At 69.7% G+C, this 15,643-nt stretch carries 14 protein-coding genes; 6 read left to right on the top strand and 8 right to left on the bottom strand.

The features are described 5' to 3' along the window. Window positions 1-54: 54 nt before the first annotated feature. On the bottom strand, window positions 55-1,392 hold the full coding sequence (locus AB6L24_RS24600) for an MATE family efflux transporter (protein ID WP_380843126.1): 1,338 nt from the start codon (window positions 1,390-1,392) through the stop codon (window positions 55-57). Window positions 1,393-1,852: 460 nt separating this feature from the next. Between AB6L24_RS24600 and dnaB the strand changes: the two genes are divergently transcribed. Then, window positions 1,853-3,325 carry a replicative DNA helicase gene (dnaB, locus tag AB6L24_RS24595; RefSeq protein WP_030357789.1) on the top strand — a complete coding sequence of 491 codons (1,473 nt, stop codon included), beginning with the start codon at window positions 1,853-1,855 and terminating at the stop codon, window positions 3,323-3,325. Between the two features lie 74 nt (window positions 3,326-3,399). Here the strand turns inward: dnaB and AB6L24_RS24590 are convergent, their stop codons facing one another. After that, window positions 3,400-4,722, bottom strand: coding sequence for a phosphatase PAP2 family protein (locus AB6L24_RS24590; protein WP_405658509.1), 1,323 nt, complete (start codon window positions 4,720-4,722; stop codon window positions 3,400-3,402). A 519-nt stretch (window positions 4,723-5,241) separates the two neighbouring features. Here AB6L24_RS24590 and AB6L24_RS24585 point away from each other — a divergent pair. Then, window positions 5,242-6,615 carry a serine hydrolase domain-containing protein gene (locus AB6L24_RS24585; RefSeq protein WP_405658507.1) on the top strand — a complete coding sequence of 458 codons (1,374 nt, stop codon included), beginning with the start codon at window positions 5,242-5,244 and terminating at the stop codon, window positions 6,613-6,615. Window positions 6,616-6,689: 74 nt separating this feature from the next. Here AB6L24_RS24585 and AB6L24_RS24580 read toward each other — a convergent pair whose 3' ends face one another. Both AB6L24_RS24580 and AB6L24_RS24575 read right to left on the bottom strand, forming a co-directional pair. After that, on the bottom strand, window positions 6,690-7,142 hold the full coding sequence (locus AB6L24_RS24580) for a GNAT family N-acetyltransferase (protein WP_405658505.1): 453 nt from the start codon (window positions 7,140-7,142) through the stop codon (window positions 6,690-6,692). 118 nt (window positions 7,143-7,260) lie between these two features. Further along, on the bottom strand, window positions 7,261-7,719 hold the full coding sequence (locus tag AB6L24_RS24575; RefSeq protein WP_405658503.1) for a MarR family winged helix-turn-helix transcriptional regulator: 459 nt from the start codon (window positions 7,717-7,719) through the stop codon (window positions 7,261-7,263). A 225-nt stretch (window positions 7,720-7,944) separates the two neighbouring features. Here AB6L24_RS24575 and AB6L24_RS24570 point away from each other — a divergent pair, with 225 nt between their 5' ends. Together AB6L24_RS24570 and AB6L24_RS24565 are read left to right on the top strand one after the other, a co-directional pair. Then, window positions 7,945-9,156: an MFS transporter gene (locus AB6L24_RS24570; protein ID WP_405658501.1), complete on the top strand. Its 1,212-nt coding sequence runs from the start codon at window positions 7,945-7,947 to the stop codon at window positions 9,154-9,156. A gap of 112 nt (window positions 9,157-9,268) precedes the next feature. Beyond that, window positions 9,269-9,700, top strand: coding sequence for a heme-binding protein (locus AB6L24_RS24565; RefSeq protein ID WP_405658499.1), 432 nt, complete (start codon window positions 9,269-9,271; stop codon window positions 9,698-9,700). 187 nt (window positions 9,701-9,887) lie between these two features. Here AB6L24_RS24565 and AB6L24_RS24560 read toward each other — a convergent pair whose 3' ends face one another. Both AB6L24_RS24560 and AB6L24_RS24555 read right to left on the bottom strand, forming a co-directional pair. Next, window positions 9,888-10,766 (bottom strand): GNAT family N-acetyltransferase, encoded by an 879-nt coding sequence (locus tag AB6L24_RS24560; RefSeq protein ID WP_405658497.1) that lies wholly within the window; start codon window positions 10,764-10,766, stop codon window positions 9,888-9,890. A 5-nt stretch (window positions 10,767-10,771) separates the two neighbouring features. Next, window positions 10,772-11,353, bottom strand: a complete 582-nt coding sequence (locus AB6L24_RS24555; RefSeq protein WP_405658495.1) for a DUF2269 domain-containing protein — start codon at window positions 11,351-11,353, stop codon at window positions 10,772-10,774. A gap of 76 nt (window positions 11,354-11,429) precedes the next feature. Here AB6L24_RS24555 and AB6L24_RS24550 point away from each other — a divergent pair, with 76 nt between their 5' ends. Both AB6L24_RS24550 and AB6L24_RS24545 read left to right on the top strand, forming a co-directional pair. Further along, window positions 11,430-12,101 (top strand): HAD family hydrolase, encoded by a 672-nt coding sequence (locus AB6L24_RS24550; protein WP_405658492.1) that lies wholly within the window; start codon window positions 11,430-11,432, stop codon window positions 12,099-12,101. Between the two features lie 374 nt (window positions 12,102-12,475). Continuing rightward, entirely contained in the window at window positions 12,476-14,119 is a 1,644-nt protein-coding gene (locus AB6L24_RS24545; protein ID WP_405658490.1) for a globin domain-containing protein, read from the top strand. A gap of 70 nt (window positions 14,120-14,189) precedes the next feature. Here AB6L24_RS24545 and AB6L24_RS24540 read toward each other — a convergent pair whose 3' ends face one another. Beyond that, window positions 14,190-14,672: an NUDIX domain-containing protein gene (locus tag AB6L24_RS24540; protein ID WP_405658487.1), complete on the bottom strand. Its 483-nt coding sequence runs from the start codon at window positions 14,670-14,672 to the stop codon at window positions 14,190-14,192. A 58-nt stretch (window positions 14,673-14,730) separates the two neighbouring features. Further along, on the bottom strand, window positions 14,731-15,636 hold the full coding sequence (locus AB6L24_RS24535) for a LysR family transcriptional regulator (protein WP_405658476.1): 906 nt from the start codon (window positions 15,634-15,636) through the stop codon (window positions 14,731-14,733). Between the last annotated feature and the right edge of the window lie 7 nt (window positions 15,637-15,643).

The raw sequence follows: 15,643 nt of genomic DNA, 5'->3' as shown, positions 1-15,643 counted from the left end.
CACGAGGAGACTCGGTACGTTCGCTCACTGCGGCTGGCGGGTGGCGCCTGGACGTCAGCGCGTGGCGCCCGTGACGATCCAGCGCCCGGAGCGCGACCGCAGCCACAGGGTCAGTGCCCGCACGGCCATCATGAGCGTCATCGCGGCCCACAGGGTGGTCAGGCCGCCGCCGAGGGTGGGGACGAGGAGCGCCACGGGGGCGAAGACCGCGAGGGTGGCCAGCATGGCCCAGGCGAGGTACGGCCCGTCCCCCGCGCCCATCAGGACGCCGTCGAGGACGTAGACGATGCCGCAGATGGGCTGGGCGAGGGCTATCACCATCAGGGCGGGCAGCGCCGCGTCCTGGACGGCGGAGTCGCCGGAGAACAGCGGGACGAACACGGGGCGGGCCGCGACGACCAGCAGGCCCAGGGCGGCGCCCGAGACGAAGCCCCACTGGATCATGCGGCGGCAGACGTCGCGGGCGCCCTGTGGGTCATTGGCGCCCAGGTACCGGGCGATGATGGCCTGCCCGGCTATCGCGATGGCGTCGAGGGCGAAGGAGAGCAGGCTCCACAGGGACAGGACGATCTGGTGGGCCGCCACGTCGGCGTCGCCGAGGCGTGCTGCCACGGCTGTCGCGATCAGCGCGATGGCGCGCAGGGCGAGCGTGCGGGCCAGGAGGGGGACTCCGGCCTGGGCGCAGGCCCTGATGCCGGCCGCGTCGGGGCGCAGGGAGGCCCCGTGCCGCTTGGCGCCGCGGACGACGACGTAGAGGTAGATGGCTGCCATGCCGCACTGGGCCAGGACGGTGCCCCAGGCGGAACCGGCGATGCCGAAGCCGAAGCCGTAGACGAGGAGCACGTTCAGGGCGCCGTTGGCGACGAAGCCGCCGACGGCGACGTACAGCGGCGTCTTGGTGTCCTGCAGGCCGCGGAGCACGCCGGTGGCGGCGAGCACGACGAGCATCGCGGGGATGCCGAGGATGGAGATCCGCAGGTACGTGACCGCGTACGGCGCCGCTGACTCGGAGGCGCCGAAGAGGTCGACCAGTGCGGGTGCGGTCGGCAGGGCGACGGCGATGACGGCGGCGCCGAGGAGCAGGGCGAGCCAGATGCCGTCCATGCCTTGGCGGATCGCGGCCTGGAGGTCTCCGGCGCCGACGCGGCGGGCGACGGCGGCCGTGGTGGCGTACGCGAGGAAGACGAAGACGCTGACGGCCGTTCCCAGGAGGGCCGAGGCGATGCCGAGGCCGGCGAGCTGGGCGGTGCCGAGATGGCCGACGATGGCGCTGTCGGCCATGAGGAAGAGGGGCTCGGCCACGAGTGCGCCGAAGGCGGGGACGGCGAGGGCGACGATCTCTCGGTCGTGCCGTCGCCGGGCGGCCTTGGGCGCCGCGGGAGCCTGTGTCATGAGCATCAATCTAATCTTCCACAGGTAAGAGATGCAACTGCCTTAGGACCCTTACTTGGTTCGGGTGTGCGCATTGGGCGGGGCCTGGTTCGTCAAGATCTTGGGCCGACTGGGGAAGTTTTTCTTCTGCACAGCCGGTGGACGGTAAAGGTGCAGGTCAAGGTGGGTGTGGAAAAGGTCATGAGGGCTTGTTCACAGGGCTGTCCACCGGACCGTGCACAGGTTTTGCGGGGTTCTCCACAGCATCGCGCCCGTCATCCACACCGCCTGTGGATAACCAGATTGGCTGACGGTGCCCGCGGGCCTACCGTGGTCCGGCGCCCGCCTCGTCCTGCCATCGCGGAAACCCCGCAAATCCGACGCGTCAGAACCGGAGTTGGGCCCCCTTATTTGTCAGTGTCGTGCCGTAGGAAAGAGAGGCACGGCGAGGTCCGCGTGGCGGACGGGAGGAGGTGGCCCGGTGAGTATTTCCGAGCCCTTGGACGACCCGTGGGCCGACAGCGGTCCGGGGGACCGTCTGCCCGTCTCCCGCCCGCGCCGCGACGGCGGACGCGGCCAGGAGCAGCATGAGCGGGGCAGGGAGGGCGGCTGGGACAGCGGCGGCACGTCCTTCGAGCGCGTCCCGCCGCAGGACCTCGACGCGGAGCAGTCCGTGCTCGGCGGCATGCTGCTTTCGAAGGACGCCATCGCGGACGTCGTCGAGGTGCTCAAGGGCCACGACTTCTACCGCCCGGCGCACGAGACGATCTTCATCGCGATCCTCGACCTGTACGCCAAGGGCGAGCCCGCCGACCCCATCACCGTCGCCGCCGAGCTCACCAAGCGCGGTGAGATCACCAAGGTCGGCGGCGCCTCGTACCTCCACTCGCTCGTCCAGACCGTCCCGACGGCGGCGAACGCCGAGTACTACGCGGAGATCGTCCACGAGCGCGCGGTCCTGCGCCGCCTGGTCGAGGCCGGCACGCGCATCACGCAGATGGGGTACGCGGCCGACGGCGATGTGGACGAGATCGTCAACAGCGCGCAGGCCGAGATCTACGCCGTTACCGAGCAGCGCACCAGCGAGGACTATCTGCCGCTCGGCGACATCATGGAGGGCGCGCTCGACGAGATCGAGGCGATCGGCTCGCGCAGCGGCGAGATGACGGGTGTGCCGACGGGCTTCACCGACTTCGACTCGCTCACCAACGGTCTGCACCCGGGCCAGATGGTCGTCATCGCGGCCCGTCCCGCCATGGGTAAGTCCACGCTGGCGCTCGACTTCGCGCGGGCCGCGTCCATCAAGCACAACCTGCCCAGTGTCATCTTCTCCCTGGAAATGGGGCGCAACGAGATCGCGATGCGTCTGCTGTCCGCGGAGGCACGGGTGGCGCTGCACCATATGCGTTCCGGCACGATGACGGACGAGGACTGGACCCGGCTCGCCCGCCGGATGCCCGAGGTGTCGGCCGCCCCGCTCTATATCGACGACTCCCCGAACCTGTCGATGATGGAGATCCGCGCCAAGTGCCGTCGCCTCAAGCAGCGCGCCGACATCAAGCTCGTGATCATCGACTATCTGCAGCTGATGCAGTCCGGCGGCTCCAAGCGTGCCGAGAGCCGGCAGCAGGAAGTCTCGGACATGTCGCGAAACCTGAAGCTCCTCGCCAAGGAGCTAGAGGTGCCGGTGATCGCCCTCTCGCAGCTGAACCGTGGTCCCGAGCAGCGCACCGACAAGAAGCCCCAGGTCTCCGACCTGCGTGAATCCGGCTCCATCGAGCAGGACGCGGACATGGTGATCCTGCTGCACCGCGAGGATGCGTACGAGAAGGAGTCACCCCGCGCGGGTGAGGCGGACATCATCGTGGGCAAGCACCGTAATGGTCCGACCGCGACGATCACGGTCGCTTTCCAGGGTCACTACTCGCGCTTCGTGGACATGGCACAGACGTAGGGCCCGGCCCTCCCGCTGCAGACGTAGGGCCCGCCCCCACTCGGGGACGGGCCCTACGTCTGCAACCGTGTGGCTCAAACCAGTTCCGGCTGCGATTCTGGTTCGCGTTGCCGGACCAGTGTCGCCTTCGGCTCCCACAGTTTCGTGGTCCGTACGTAGCCGTAGATGACCGAGCCCATTGCCAGCAGCAGCAGTGGTCCGAACAGCCACGGGTTCTTGCCCATTTCCACGGGCAGAAAGCGGTACGAGAGCAAAAGCGCGGTGAATACCGTAGCGCCGTAAGCGGTGAACCGAATTCCCGAGCGGTCCCAGCCGCGGTCGAGGGTGCGCAGTCCTGCTTCGATCGTGAGGGTGAAGACCACTCCGGCGATGATATCCACGCCGTAGTGGTACCCGAATCCCAGCGTCGCGCCGAGGGTGGCCAAAAGCCAGAATGTGCCCGCGTACCGGAGAATTCGCGGACCCTTTCGGGAATGAATGAAGATCGCCGTGGCCCATGCCGTGTGGAGGCTGGGCATGCAGTTGCGCGGGGTGACCTCGTCGAATGGGATCGGGTGCGGGGTGCTGATCGACGGCGGGGTGTCCGGCCACAGGTTGGCCACCGCCCACTGCGCGGTGGGAGGCGTGCTGGGCCACAGATCGGGGTTGGTCCAGTGCTCGCTTCCGGTGCCGTAGGCGAAGATCGGCCCGACCACCGGGAAGATCATGTAGATGCCGGGACCGAGCAGGCCGATGACCAGAAACGTGCGCACCAGATGGTGCCGCGGGAAGCGGCGCTCCACGGACACGCGGCGCAGCTGGTACAGGGCGACCACGACCGCGGCCACCGCGAGCTGGACATAGACGAAGTCGAGCAGACGGATGCCCGTCGGGCCGGTGGCCGCGACCAGGCGGCCCACCACCCACGACGGGTTGCCCAGCGCGTGGTCGGCCGTGGCCACGTACTGGTCGAGCACCGTCGGGCGGGTCTTCGCGGTGATCAACAGCCAGGCGTCGCCGGTCTTGCGGCCGGCCACGAGCAGCAGGCCGAGGCCGACGCCCTTCAGCAGGAGGGTGCGTTCCCGGCCAGTGCGGCGCGTGAGGGCGATGACCGCACAGCCCAGCATCACCCACAACGCGCCGTTGCCGAAGGTCAGCTTGGAGTCGACCGCCCAGCGCCCCAGGAAGAAGGGGATGTCGATGCAGACCGCGACGCCGAGCGCGATGAACCGTTGCCGCCAGGTGAGGACCACCATCATCAACGCCATGCCGGCGTACAACAGCGGGCCCGAACTGGGCGCGAAAATCACCTCTTGCGCCTGGTTCGTGATCGGTCCCGGCAGACCGTAATGCCGCGCGGCGATCTCCAGCGCGATGAGGAACCCCAGGGCCACCAGAGTTGCTGCGGCCCATAGCATCGGCCGTGGTTGACGCCACGCGGTGAAATTAATTCTGCTTCTTATTCGCGAGAATGCCCGCGACGTGTGAGGTATCAATTGTTTGGCCGATTTGGTAGATGCTAGCTATTGGGTGACTCTTCGTGCTGGCTGACGTGCATTTCGGTGAACGCGGGCGATCGAGGCGATCGTCGTGAGTCGGATCATGTTAGCGGAGCGGCGCGGGTAGGTTTCGCTCGTCGCGGGCAGTACGAAGGTCATGCGAAGGCCGGTCGATCCTGTGAGCGATGATCTGGTGTCCCGAAGCGATCATGAAACTCCCACCGCCCGGTAGGTATGGAGAGCATCGCGTTACGCACCGGCTGCAAAGCGTGCGTACAACGGCGTGAAGTGGTCGCTTGAGGGGGGCTTCGGCCGGGGGGCAGCGAGGGGCGTGGGACGTGCGTGCAGGGGTGTTTCACGTGAAACAAGATCGGCCAGGTCAGGTGGTGGAGTCGGAAATGACTCGACGCGCGCCACCCGCCCGTATGGACTGGGCCCATGACTCATGAAGAGCTGCTGCCGAGCACCCGCCGGTCTCTGACCCATCGCATTGCCACCGCCCAGGCGGAGGGGCGGGCTCCTTCGCTGGTCGCTGCGATCGCCCGGGACGGTGCGTTGGTGTGGACCGGGGCCCGTACTTCGGTGGCGGGACACGCGCCGGACGAGAATGTTCAGTACCGCATCGGATCGATCACCAAGACGTTCACCGCGGTCCTTGTGATGCGACTGCGCGACGAGGGCGTGCTCGACCTCGCGGATCCGCTGGAGAAGCATCTGCCCGGGACCGGCGTGGGCGAGGTGACCATCGCGGAACTCCTCGGACACACGGGCGGCTTGGGAGCGGAGACACCGGGTGTCTGGTGGGAGCGCAGCTCGGCCTCGCTGCGTCCCGAGCTGAGCGACGTGCTGGGCGAGCAGCCCTTCAAGCACCCCGTCGGGCGTCGGCACCACTACTCCAACCCCGGCTACACGTTGCTCGGTTCGCTGGTGGAGGCGTTGCGTGGGGAGCCGTGGGAGGACGTGCTGCGGCGTGAGGTCCTGGAGCCGCTCGGCATGACCCGCACCAGCGGCCATCCGCAGGCCCCGCACGCCGGTGGCTGGGCGGTACACCCCTGGGCGGACGTGATGCTGCCCGAACCCACCGAGGACCTGGGGCTGATGGCACCGGCCGGACAGCTGTGGTCCACCACCGCCGACCTGGCGCGGTTCGGCGTCTTCCTGATCCAGGGCGACGACCGGGTACTCAGCGTGGGTTCGGTCCGCGAGATGAAGACGCCGGCGGCGCCCGCAGAGGCAGGGAACTGGGAGCGGACGTACGGCCTGGGAGTGGACCTGGTCGGCGGGAAGGGATACACGCTGGCCGGGCACTCGGGCTCGCTTCCCGGGTTCATCGCGTCGCTGTGGACGAGCGAGAAGGACGGGGTGGTCGCGGTGGTCCTTGCCAACTGCACGTCCGGGCTGCCGGTGGCCCTTGTGGCCGCGGAACTCCTGCAGATCGTGGCGGAGGCCGAGCCGCGCATCCCTGAGCCGTGGCGTCCGCTGCCGGACGTCGACCCGGCGGTTCTGGAGCTGGCCGGGCCCTGGTACTGGGGGACCAATGTGTCTGTGCTGCGGCTTGTGGCCGACGGGGCGGTCGAGCTGGGGCCGCTGGCAGGTGGGGGACGCAGTTCGCGGTTCCGGCCCAACGGGGACGGGACGTGGACGGGGCTCGACGGGTACTTCGCGGGCGAGCGGCTCGAGGCCGTGCGCCGGGCGGACGGTTCGGTGAGCCACCTCGACCTCGCGTCGTTCGTCTTCACGCGTGAGCCGTACGAGGCGGGGGCGCCGGTGCCGGGCGGGGTGGACTCGGAGGGGTGGCGGGGGCTCGCGTAGGTCGTCCGGGGTGTCCTGTTTCACGTGAAACAGGACACCCCGGTGGGCGTTGTCAGGGCCGGAGCCGCACGCGGTCAGAGCTGAAGCTTGAAGCCCACATGCGACGCCGTGAAGCCCAGGCGCTCGTAGAAGCGGTGCGCGTCGGTGCGCTTGACGTCCGAGGTGAGCTGCACCAACTGGCAGCCCTGCCGCCGGGACTCGTCGACGGCCCACTCGATGAAGCGGGTGCCGAGCCCGCTGCCCCGCTCGTCCGCGTGCACGCGGACGGCCTCGATGATCGACCGGACCGCACCCTTGCGGGAGAGGCCCGGCACGATCGTGAGCTGCAGCGTGCCCACCACACGGCCTTCGCGCACGGCGACGACCAGGTTCTGGTTCGGGTCCTCGGCGAGCCGCTGGAACGCCGACAGATAGGGCGTGAGGTCGTCCGGCGACTCGCGCTGGGCGCCCAGAGGGTCGTCGGCGAGCATCGCCACGATCGCGGGGATGTCATCGGGCACGGCGGGTCGTATCTCAAGATCTCCCATGGCCGCAGCCTATGCGGCCGCCGAGCGGATGGCCGGGCCCAGGCGTGCGGGCGCCCCAGATGTATGGCCGGGCCCAGGCAGGCACGTACGGAGCTACGCGGCTGTGTGGATCGCGGGCCTAGGCGGGTGTGCGGACCGCCTCGACCGCCTGGACCAGCGGTGCCAGCTCGGGGTTCTTGGCGGCCTCGTCCAGCGCCTCGCGCAGCGCCGTGTCATTAGTGGGTCGGGCCTCACCGAGGAGCGCGGATCCGCTCTCGCTGACCTCGGTGTAGATGCCGCGCCGGTCGGTGGGGCACAGGTAGCGCGAGAGGAGTCCGCGCTCCTCGAGGCGGGTGACCAGGCGGGTGGTGGCGCTCTGACTGAGGACGACGGCGTCGGCGACCTGCTTCATCTGCAGATGGCCGCCCTCGCCGTCGTGCTGGCGGTTCAGGACATCGAGCAGGCTGTACTCCCGCACGCTGAGGCCGTGCTTGGCCTGCAGGGCCCGCTCCACATGGGCCTCGATCTTCCCGTGGAGCAGGGAGAGAGCGCACCAGCCCTGGGCTAGGGCGGTGAGTGCGGGGTCTGTCGCTGTCATGACTTCTCCTCCGTCTTCCTGCGTCCCGGACGCCTTCCTGCGGCTCGGACGGGTCCCGTGCTCCGGGTGACTTCCCGCGGCCGTGACCGGCCGCTGCCCGCGTCCTTGAGCGGCTGCGTCCAGGATAGTCCACAGCTGCAATATCCAGCGCTTGCAATTAACCCGCGTATGCAACTATTGTGGACGCACGTTAAGCGCCCTTGCAACCGTCTGGAAGGTAGTTCCATGCCTCTCGCGCTTCTGGCCCTCGCGATCGGGGCCTTCGGAATCGGCACCACGGAGTTCGTGATCATGGGATTGCTGCCCGAGGTCGCGGGTGACTTCAACGTCTCCATCCCGACCGCCGGTCTGCTCGTCACCGGCTACGCCCTCGGTGTCGTCGCCGGAGCCCCGCTCATGACCGTCCTCGGCCAGCGGATCTCCCGCAAGCGGATGCTGATGCTCCTGATGGGGCTCTTCATCGCGGGCAATCTGCTCTCCGCCGTCGCCCCCAGCTTCGGCGTGATGCTCGCGGGCCGCGTCGTCGCCTCGCTCGCCCACGGCGCCTTCTTCGGGATCGGTTCGGTCGTCGCGGCCGAGCTCGTCGCCCCGGAGAAGAAGGCGGGTGCGATCGCCATGATGTTCACGGGTCTGACCGTGGCCAACGTGGTCGGTGTCCCGCTCGGCACGTTCGTCGGTCAGGTCGTCGGCTGGCGCATCACGTTCGTCGTCGTGGCCGCCCTCGGCGTGCTCGGCCTCGCCGGTATCGCCAAGCTCGTGCCGGACCTGCCCAAGCCCGAAGGCGTACGGCTCCGCGACGAGGTGGGCGCCTTCCGCAACGTACAGGTGCTCCTCGCCATGGCGATGACCGTCCTCGGCTTCGGCGGCGTCTTCGCGGCCATCACGTACATCACGCCGATGATGACGGAAGTCGCCGGCTACGCGGACTCCTCCGTGACCTGGCTCCTGGTCCTCTTCGGCCTCGGCATGGTCGGCGGCAACCTGATCGGCGGCAAGTTCGCCGACCGCGCCCTGATGCCGATGCTGTACGTCTCGCTCAGTGCCCTCGCCGTCGTGCTCGCCCTGTTCACGCTCACCGCGCACAACAAGGTCGCGGCCGCCGTCTCCGTCGCGCTGATCGGCGCCTTCGGCTTCGCCACCGTGCCGCCGCTGCAGAAGCGGGTCCTCGACCAGGCCGCCGCGGCACCGACGCTCGCGTCCGCCGCCAACATCGGCGCCTTCAACCTCGGCAACGCCCTCGCGGCCTGGCTCGGCGGCTTCGTGATCTCCGCCGGCTTCGGCTACACGGCCCCGAACTGGGTGGGCGCCGCACTCGCAGGATCCGCCCTCGGCCTGGCCTTCCTCTCGGCCGCCCTGGAGCGCCGGTCCACCTCCCCCGGCAAGGTCGTCACCGGCGCCATGCCCCTGGCCGAGGCCCCGGCGCCCGTCCACCACTGACCACATCCCGCAGGACCCGGATCCGGGCCCGGGGTCCCGCACCCCGCGCCAGATCCCACCACCCCCGCAGCCCCCCCAGAACCCCGAGCAGACCCCCAAGGAGAACCCCCTCATGAGCACGACCACCCCCACCGCCGCCGTCGCCCCGCTGACCACCGGTGACGCCGAGCTCCTCGTGACCGCCGCCCGCCGTGCCGCCGAGGCCGCGGACGTCACGGTCAGCGTCACCGTCCTCGACGCGGGTGGCCACCTCCTGGCCTTCCGGCGCGATGACCGGGCCGTGCTGATCTCCGGCGAGACCAGCACCCGCAAGGCGTTCACCGCGCTTCAGCTGAACGCCCCGACGGCCGACCTCGTGGACGCGGTGCAGCCCGGTGCGCCCTTCCACACCCTGCCGACGGCCCTCGATCGGCCGTTGATGTTCATCGCGGGTGGCGTGCCCGTCCACCGTGACGGCCGCCTGATCGGCGCGATCGGTGTCGGTGGCGGCGCCCCCGAGCAGGACCACGAGTTCGCGACGACGGCCGTGCGGAACCTCGCGTAGCGCGACTGCCGGTACGCCCGGCCACACCGGGCGTCCCGGCCGTACGGGGCCGTACGGGGCCGTACTCCCGCCGTAGTACGGCCCCGAGCGGACGCGTACAGGCCACAACGAAGCCCGCCCTCACGCGCCGGACGAACCTGGCACCTGAGGGCGGGCTTCGACGTGCTCGCGTGCGGCGGACTGCGCGTCAGCCCGCAGCAACCGTGAGCGGGGCGAACCGGCGCCTCCAGTCACCCGGCAGCTCCGGGATGCCATACGTCATCACGGCGTTGAACGCCACGGTCTCCAGGCCCCGCGCCTTGACCCAGGTGAGCAGTTCCTCGTGGCGTACGTCGATGTCCGTGCGCAGCGGCCGGTCGGTGTGGGCGCCCAGGGACGCGATGAGTGCCTTTGCCGTCTCGGTGTCCCGGGCGATCAGCGGGCCGACGACGTGCGTCTGCATGTTCGGCCACGCGCCCGCGTAGCCGATGATCTCGCCGTCGGCCTCCGCGACCCTCAGCTGGTCGGTGAAGGCCGGGAGGCGGGTCAGTACGTGGGTGCGGTCGAGGCCGAAGACCTCTGTGTCGAGCCTGACGAGGGTGGGCAGGTCCTCCGCGGTCGCCGCCCGGGTGGTGATGCCCGGAGCCTGATCGTCCGAGGTGGCGGGCGTGAAGTGGCCGGTGACCATCTCGACGCGGCCGGTCGTCTTGAAGCCGAGCTGTTCGTAGAGCGGGCGGCCGTTCGGGGTCGCGTGCAGGGTGAGCGGGGTGGTGCTCGCGGCCTCGATGACGTTGCGCATCAGATGGCGGCCGATGCCCTTGCGGGCATGACGCTCGGCGACCAGCACCATGCCGATCGCCGAGAGTCCGGGGTTCTCATGGGGTCCGTACTGGGTGACGACGCACACGGCGATCAGGCCGGGGCCGTCGGGGTCGTCGATGCCGTAGCCCGTTCCGGCCGAGAGCAGCAGGCCCCATTTGTGTTCCTCGCGGGGCCAGCCGCGGTCCTCGGACAGATCGGCGCAGGCCGTGAGGTCACGGGGAGTCAGCCTGCGGATGGGCAGTGCGGAGAGGGTAGGTGTCGACACGCGGGTCAGGCTGTCTGACGCATGACCTCGGCGTCCACCTTTTTGTGGGTAGAAGCACGCTGCTTTTGGCCAAGTTGTTTCTGGTCAGTTCGGTGGGCTGCGCGCAGGCGCCGGCCGCGCCGGGTCAGGCCCCAGGGCTTGAGGACCGAGATGACCATCATGAACAGGTATGCGCTCATCGAGACGATGGGCCCGGCGATGAGGTCCGTCGAGCCGGCCAGCTGCTCTCCGGCGGACACGGTCGCAGCCGCGTCGTTGACTCCCGGCCGCAGTGCGAAGGTCGACGCGGTCACGGTGACCAGGGTCAGCCAGAACTTCGTATAGACCCAGCGGTGCTGTGCGAGGCCCCAGGGTGTGCCCAGGGAGAGCAGGACTCCGCTCAGCAGCGTGAGGAAGGCCAGCGGCAGCACCAGCCAGTCGGTGAAGACCTTCATCGAGCGGACGGAGGCCTCGATGGTCGGGGCGGAATCGGTGGTGATCGCGGCCGCGGCGAGCGCGACGAGGCCGAGCGTGAGCCCGAGCCAGCCGGCGGAGGCGGCGACGTGGACGACGAGGGTGGCCCGGCGTGCGGGGCGGCGTAGTTTCACGTGAAACACGGTGCCGGGAGCAGCGGCCCGGGTCGTCTGACAGCGGGAGTAACCGTGGGTACTAGCCTCGGCGTACATGGCACGCCTACACCTCTTCGACCTGGACGGCACGCTGCTGTACGGCACGGCCGCGCCGGTGGAGATCTCGCGCCAGCTCGGCCTGGAGCGGGAGATCGCCGAGCTGGAGCGGGAGTTCATCGCCGGGCAGATCGACTCGCCCCAGTACGCGGTGCGGGTGCACGCGCTGTGGGCGGATCTCACCGACGCCCATGTGACCACGGCCTTCGAGGGGGCGCCGTGGCTGGGTGGCATCCGGGACACCTGGGCCGAGATCCGTGCGAACGGCGACTATTGCGCTGTTGTCTCGCTCTCCCCGTCGTTCTTCGTGGAGCGCCTCTTGGGGTGGGGCGCCCATGCCGCGTACGGCTCGCGCTTCCCTGCCGTGCCGTTCACCGAGCCCGTGAATCCCGCGGGCATCCTCGACCCGGCGGCCAAAGTGAAGATCGCGAACCGGCTCTGTGAAGAGTTCGGGGTGAGCCCGGCCGATTGCGTTGCGTACGGAGACTCGCTGTCCGACCTGGCCCTGTTCACCGCGGTGCCCGTCTCGGTGGCGGTCAACGCGGATCCGCGGCTGATCGACCTGGCCACACACACGTATGTCGGGCGCGATTTGTGGAAGGCGTACGAATTGGTGCGCACGCCGGTAATCGAGGCAATTGATGGGGGTGGAGCCCTGAATTCCGAGTGAAGGAAGGGCACTTGTGCGCTGGGCGGCGGCCGGTATGGTCGACTCCGGTTCAAGCCAGGGGTGGAGAACGGTTCGAGCCAGGGGCGTGGGAGGCGCAACCGAGGGGGCGCGGACGCAGATCAACAAAGCTTAACGGGGTAAAGAGATCGAGAACCCGTACTTCCGGCTTTGCGCTCCGCACAAGGGACGTGGCTGCGATGCTGCGGATGAGGTGACTGCGGCCAATGTCACATTCTCTCCCTACTTGTCCGTAGGTCTTGGGGCGCCGGGGTTCAATGTGATCGACATGGGCCGGCGGGACAGAGCGAGGGAAGCACGCACCTTCCGCTGAGGAAGTGCACGACCGACCAGAGATGTTCGAGGCGAGGCACAGCATGGACGCTCCGACCACCACGTCGGCGGGCAACGGCTCTTCCGGGGACAGCGGCGGTTCTGGCGGCTGGTTCACACCACGCAGGTCACCGACGCCTCAGGAGGGGCCACAGGCGGCGGAGCAGGCCGAGTCGGCGCCCGAACCCGAGGAGGGGGCCAGTCAGGCGCCCTCGGGGCGGCGGGTGTCGGTGATACGCCCCCTCGGCAGACCGGCGGCCACGGACGCCGCGGAGCCGGGTGCGGGGCGAATATCCGCATCGACGCCCCAGTCGCAGGTGCTGTACGCGGACGAGGACGTGGCGGTGGACGGCACGCACGCCGAGGCGCGGCCCGCGCAGGATGCTGAGATCACGCCGACGCCGGAGGCCCCGGCCGCCGACACGCACGGGCACATGCAGGCGGACGCCCGCACCGACACCCCCGACCCCGCTGAAGCGGCCCCTGCTGAAGCGGCCCCCGCTGAAGTCGCCCTGGTAGAAGCCGCCCCCGCTGAAGCCGCCCCGGCCATCACCGCCCCCACCCCCAGCCAGTCGACCGCCTCCCCCGACGCCGTCCTCGTCCAGCGCACGATGGCCGAGATCGCACCCGTCTCCGACAAGGTCACCTCGTACTTCTACGCGCTCCTGTTCACCCGCCACCCGGAGCTGCGCGACCTGTTCCCGGCCGCGATGGACACCCAGCGCGACCGGCTGCTCAAGGCGCTGCTCACCGCCGCGGAGAACATCGACCACACCGACGTACTCGTCACGTATCTGCGCGGTCTCGGCCGCGGACACCGCAAGTACGGCACCAGGCCCGAGCACTACCCGGCCGTCGGGGAGTGTCTGATCGGCGCGCTGAGCCGGTACGCGAGCGCCAGTTGGGACGAGGAGACCGAGGCCGCCTGGGTGCGGGCGTACACGACGATCTCCCAGGTCATGATCGACGCGGCCGCCGAGGACGAACTGCGGGCGCCCGCCTGGTGGTACGCGGAGGTCGTATCGCACGACCTCAGAACACCTGACATCGCTGTCGTCACCGTCCGCCCCGACCAGCCCTACCCGTTCCTCGCCGGCCAGTACACGAGCCTGGAGACGCCCTGGTGGCCGCGCATATGGCGGCACTACTCCTTCGCATCGGCGCCCCGCTCCGACGGGCTGCTCTCCTTCCACGTGAAGGCGGTCCCGGCGGGCTGGGTCTCCAACGCCCTGGTGCACCGCGCCCGCCCTGGCGACGTTGTCCGGCTCGGCCCGCCCGGCGGTTCGATGACCGTGGACCATTCGACCGACAGCGGGCTGCTGTGTCTGGGCGGGGGGACCGGCATAGCGCCCATCAAGGCGCTCGTGGAGGACGTCGCCGAGCACGGCAGGCGGCGCCCGGTCGAGGTCTTCTACGGCGCGCGCACCGACCACGACCTGTACGACATCGACACGATGCTGCGCCTCCAGCAGACCCACCCGTGGCTGGCCGTCCGCCCGGTCGTCGACAACCGGGCCCAACTGCCCGACGCGGTGCGCGAGTACGGGCCGTGGAACGAGTACGACGCCTATCTCTCGGGCCCGCCCGGGATGATCCGCAGCGGCGTGGACGCGCTGCGGGACGTGGGCATCCCGGTCGGCCGCATCCGGCACGACTCGGTGGAGGAACTGGTCGCGGCGGGCGACTGACCCGCGTACCTGCGGTGTTCAGCTCGGATCAGGTCGGTCGGGCCAGCAGCGGCCGATCCCGGTCCGGGCTTCAGCCCAGGTCAGGCGCGTGCATCGCCCGTACACCCTCGATGTTTCCGTCCAGATAGTGCCGTAGCGACAGCGGCACCAGATGCACCGAGGCGATCCCGACCCGGGTGAACGGCACCCGCACGATCTCGTACTCACCGGCGGGTTCGTCGATCTCGGGGCCGTGCCGCTGGGCGAGGTCCATGGACTCCAGGCGACAGACGAAGAAGTGCTGCACCTTCACGCCGGTCGCGCCGCCGTCCTCGCCGATGTGCTCGACGGTGTCCACGAAGCACGGCACCACGTCGACGATCTTGGCGCCCAGCTCCTCGTGGACTTCCCGGTGGAGCGCGTCGACGACGGTCGCGTCCTCCTCCTCGACACCGCCGCCCGGGGTGAGCCAGTAGGGATCCACGCCGGGCTTGGTCCGCTTGATGAGGATCAGGTCGTCCCCGTCGAGGAGGACGGCACGTGCGGTGCGCTTGACCACGGGTCGGACGGTCATGGGAGAAATGTGGCCCGGACTGTTCCACGTGAAACATCGCGACCCGGCCGGACCGTCCTCAGGTCCACTCGGCGGCAGCACGCAGCAGCCATTCGTGCGCCCGCGCGATGTGCGGCATGGCGAGTGTGCCGGTGCGTACGACGAGGAAATAGGTCCGCAGGGGCGGCACCGCCGGTTCGAGCAACGCCACGACCTCACCGTTCTTCAGGGCGGTGGCGCACAGATAGCGCGGCAGGACGGCGAGCCCGGCGCCCGTGGTCACACAGGCGAGCACCGCCCGGAGGTCCGGCACGATCACGGTGCCCGACGCGGCGGGCCGGGAGTCGAAGACGGCGGCCCAGTAGCGCGAGACGAACGGCAGCGACTCGTGCACCTCGACCACCGGCAGGTTCTCCACCGTGCTCGCGCCCTTGCGTCGCAGTTTGCCGGGGCCGATCCGGGTGGCCCAGGGCGGCGCGGCGACCAGGACGTGCTCCTCGTCGCACAGGGGGGTCGCGGTGAGCAGGGCGCCGCGAGGACGGGCCGTGGTGATCGCCAGGTCGTGATGCCCGGCGGCGAGCCCTTCCAGGACCTCCTCCGCGTTGCCGAACGAGGCGCGCAGCGCGAGTCCCTGTCCGTCGTCGCCGGTCAGCGCGGTGAGGGCGGGCAGGGCGCGCTCGGCTGTGAACTCCGGTGGCCCGGCGAGGTGGAGCGTGCGGACCGACGAGTCCTTGTCGATCCCGGTCTCGGCGATCTCGACGAGGGCGTCGAGGTGCGGGGCGGCCTTGTGGGCGAGTTCGTCGCCCGTGGTCGTGGGGGTCACGCCACGTGCCTGCCGCAGGAAGAGCGGGCGGCCGACCTGCCGCTCCAGGGTGCGGATCTGGGAGGTCACCGCGGGCTGGGACAGACCGAGGAGAGCCGCGGCCCGAGTGAAGGACCCCGCCCGGTGCACGGTCACAAAGGTCCGCAACAGGGCCAGATCCATGTCGCCA

Source organism: Streptomyces sp. RK9, assembly GCF_045070545.1.
In the GTDB taxonomy this organism is placed as follows: domain Bacteria; phylum Actinomycetota; class Actinomycetes; order Streptomycetales; family Streptomycetaceae; genus Streptomyces; species Streptomyces alboflavus.
The sequence above is the reverse complement of the archived record's forward strand: the minus strand, read 5'-3'. Positions and strand labels throughout refer to the sequence as shown.

Bases quoted from the DNA above. Each gene is read 5' to 3' on its own strand.
- AB6L24_RS24545 (WP_405658490.1), top strand. From the start codon at position 12,476: ATGGACGCTCCGACCACCACGTCGGCGGGCAACGGCTCTTCCGGGGAC.
- AB6L24_RS24580 (WP_405658505.1), bottom strand. From the start codon at position 7,142: ATGGGAGATCTTGAGATACGACCCGCCGTGCCCGATGACATCCCCGCG.
- AB6L24_RS24565 (WP_405658499.1), top strand. From the start codon at position 9,269: ATGAGCACGACCACCCCCACCGCCGCCGTCGCCCCGCTGACCACCGGT.
- AB6L24_RS24590 (WP_405658509.1), bottom strand. From the start codon at position 4,722: ATGCTATGGGCCGCAGCAACTCTGGTGGCCCTGGGGTTCCTCATCGCG.
- AB6L24_RS24570 (WP_405658501.1), top strand. From the start codon at position 7,945: ATGCCTCTCGCGCTTCTGGCCCTCGCGATCGGGGCCTTCGGAATCGGC.
- AB6L24_RS24575 (WP_405658503.1), bottom strand. From the start codon at position 7,719: ATGACAGCGACAGACCCCGCACTCACCGCCCTAGCCCAGGGCTGGTGC.
- AB6L24_RS24585 (WP_405658507.1), top strand. From the start codon at position 5,242: ATGACTCATGAAGAGCTGCTGCCGAGCACCCGCCGGTCTCTGACCCAT.
- AB6L24_RS24550 (WP_405658492.1), top strand. From the start codon at position 11,430: ATGGCACGCCTACACCTCTTCGACCTGGACGGCACGCTGCTGTACGGC.
- AB6L24_RS24540 (WP_405658487.1), bottom strand. From the start codon at position 14,672: ATGACCGTCCGACCCGTGGTCAAGCGCACCGCACGTGCCGTCCTCCTC.
- AB6L24_RS24535 (WP_405658476.1), bottom strand. From the start codon at position 15,636: ATGGATCTGGCCCTGTTGCGGACCTTTGTGACCGTGCACCGGGCGGGG.
- AB6L24_RS24600 (WP_380843126.1), bottom strand. From the start codon at position 1,392: ATGACACAGGCTCCCGCGGCGCCCAAGGCCGCCCGGCGACGGCACGAC.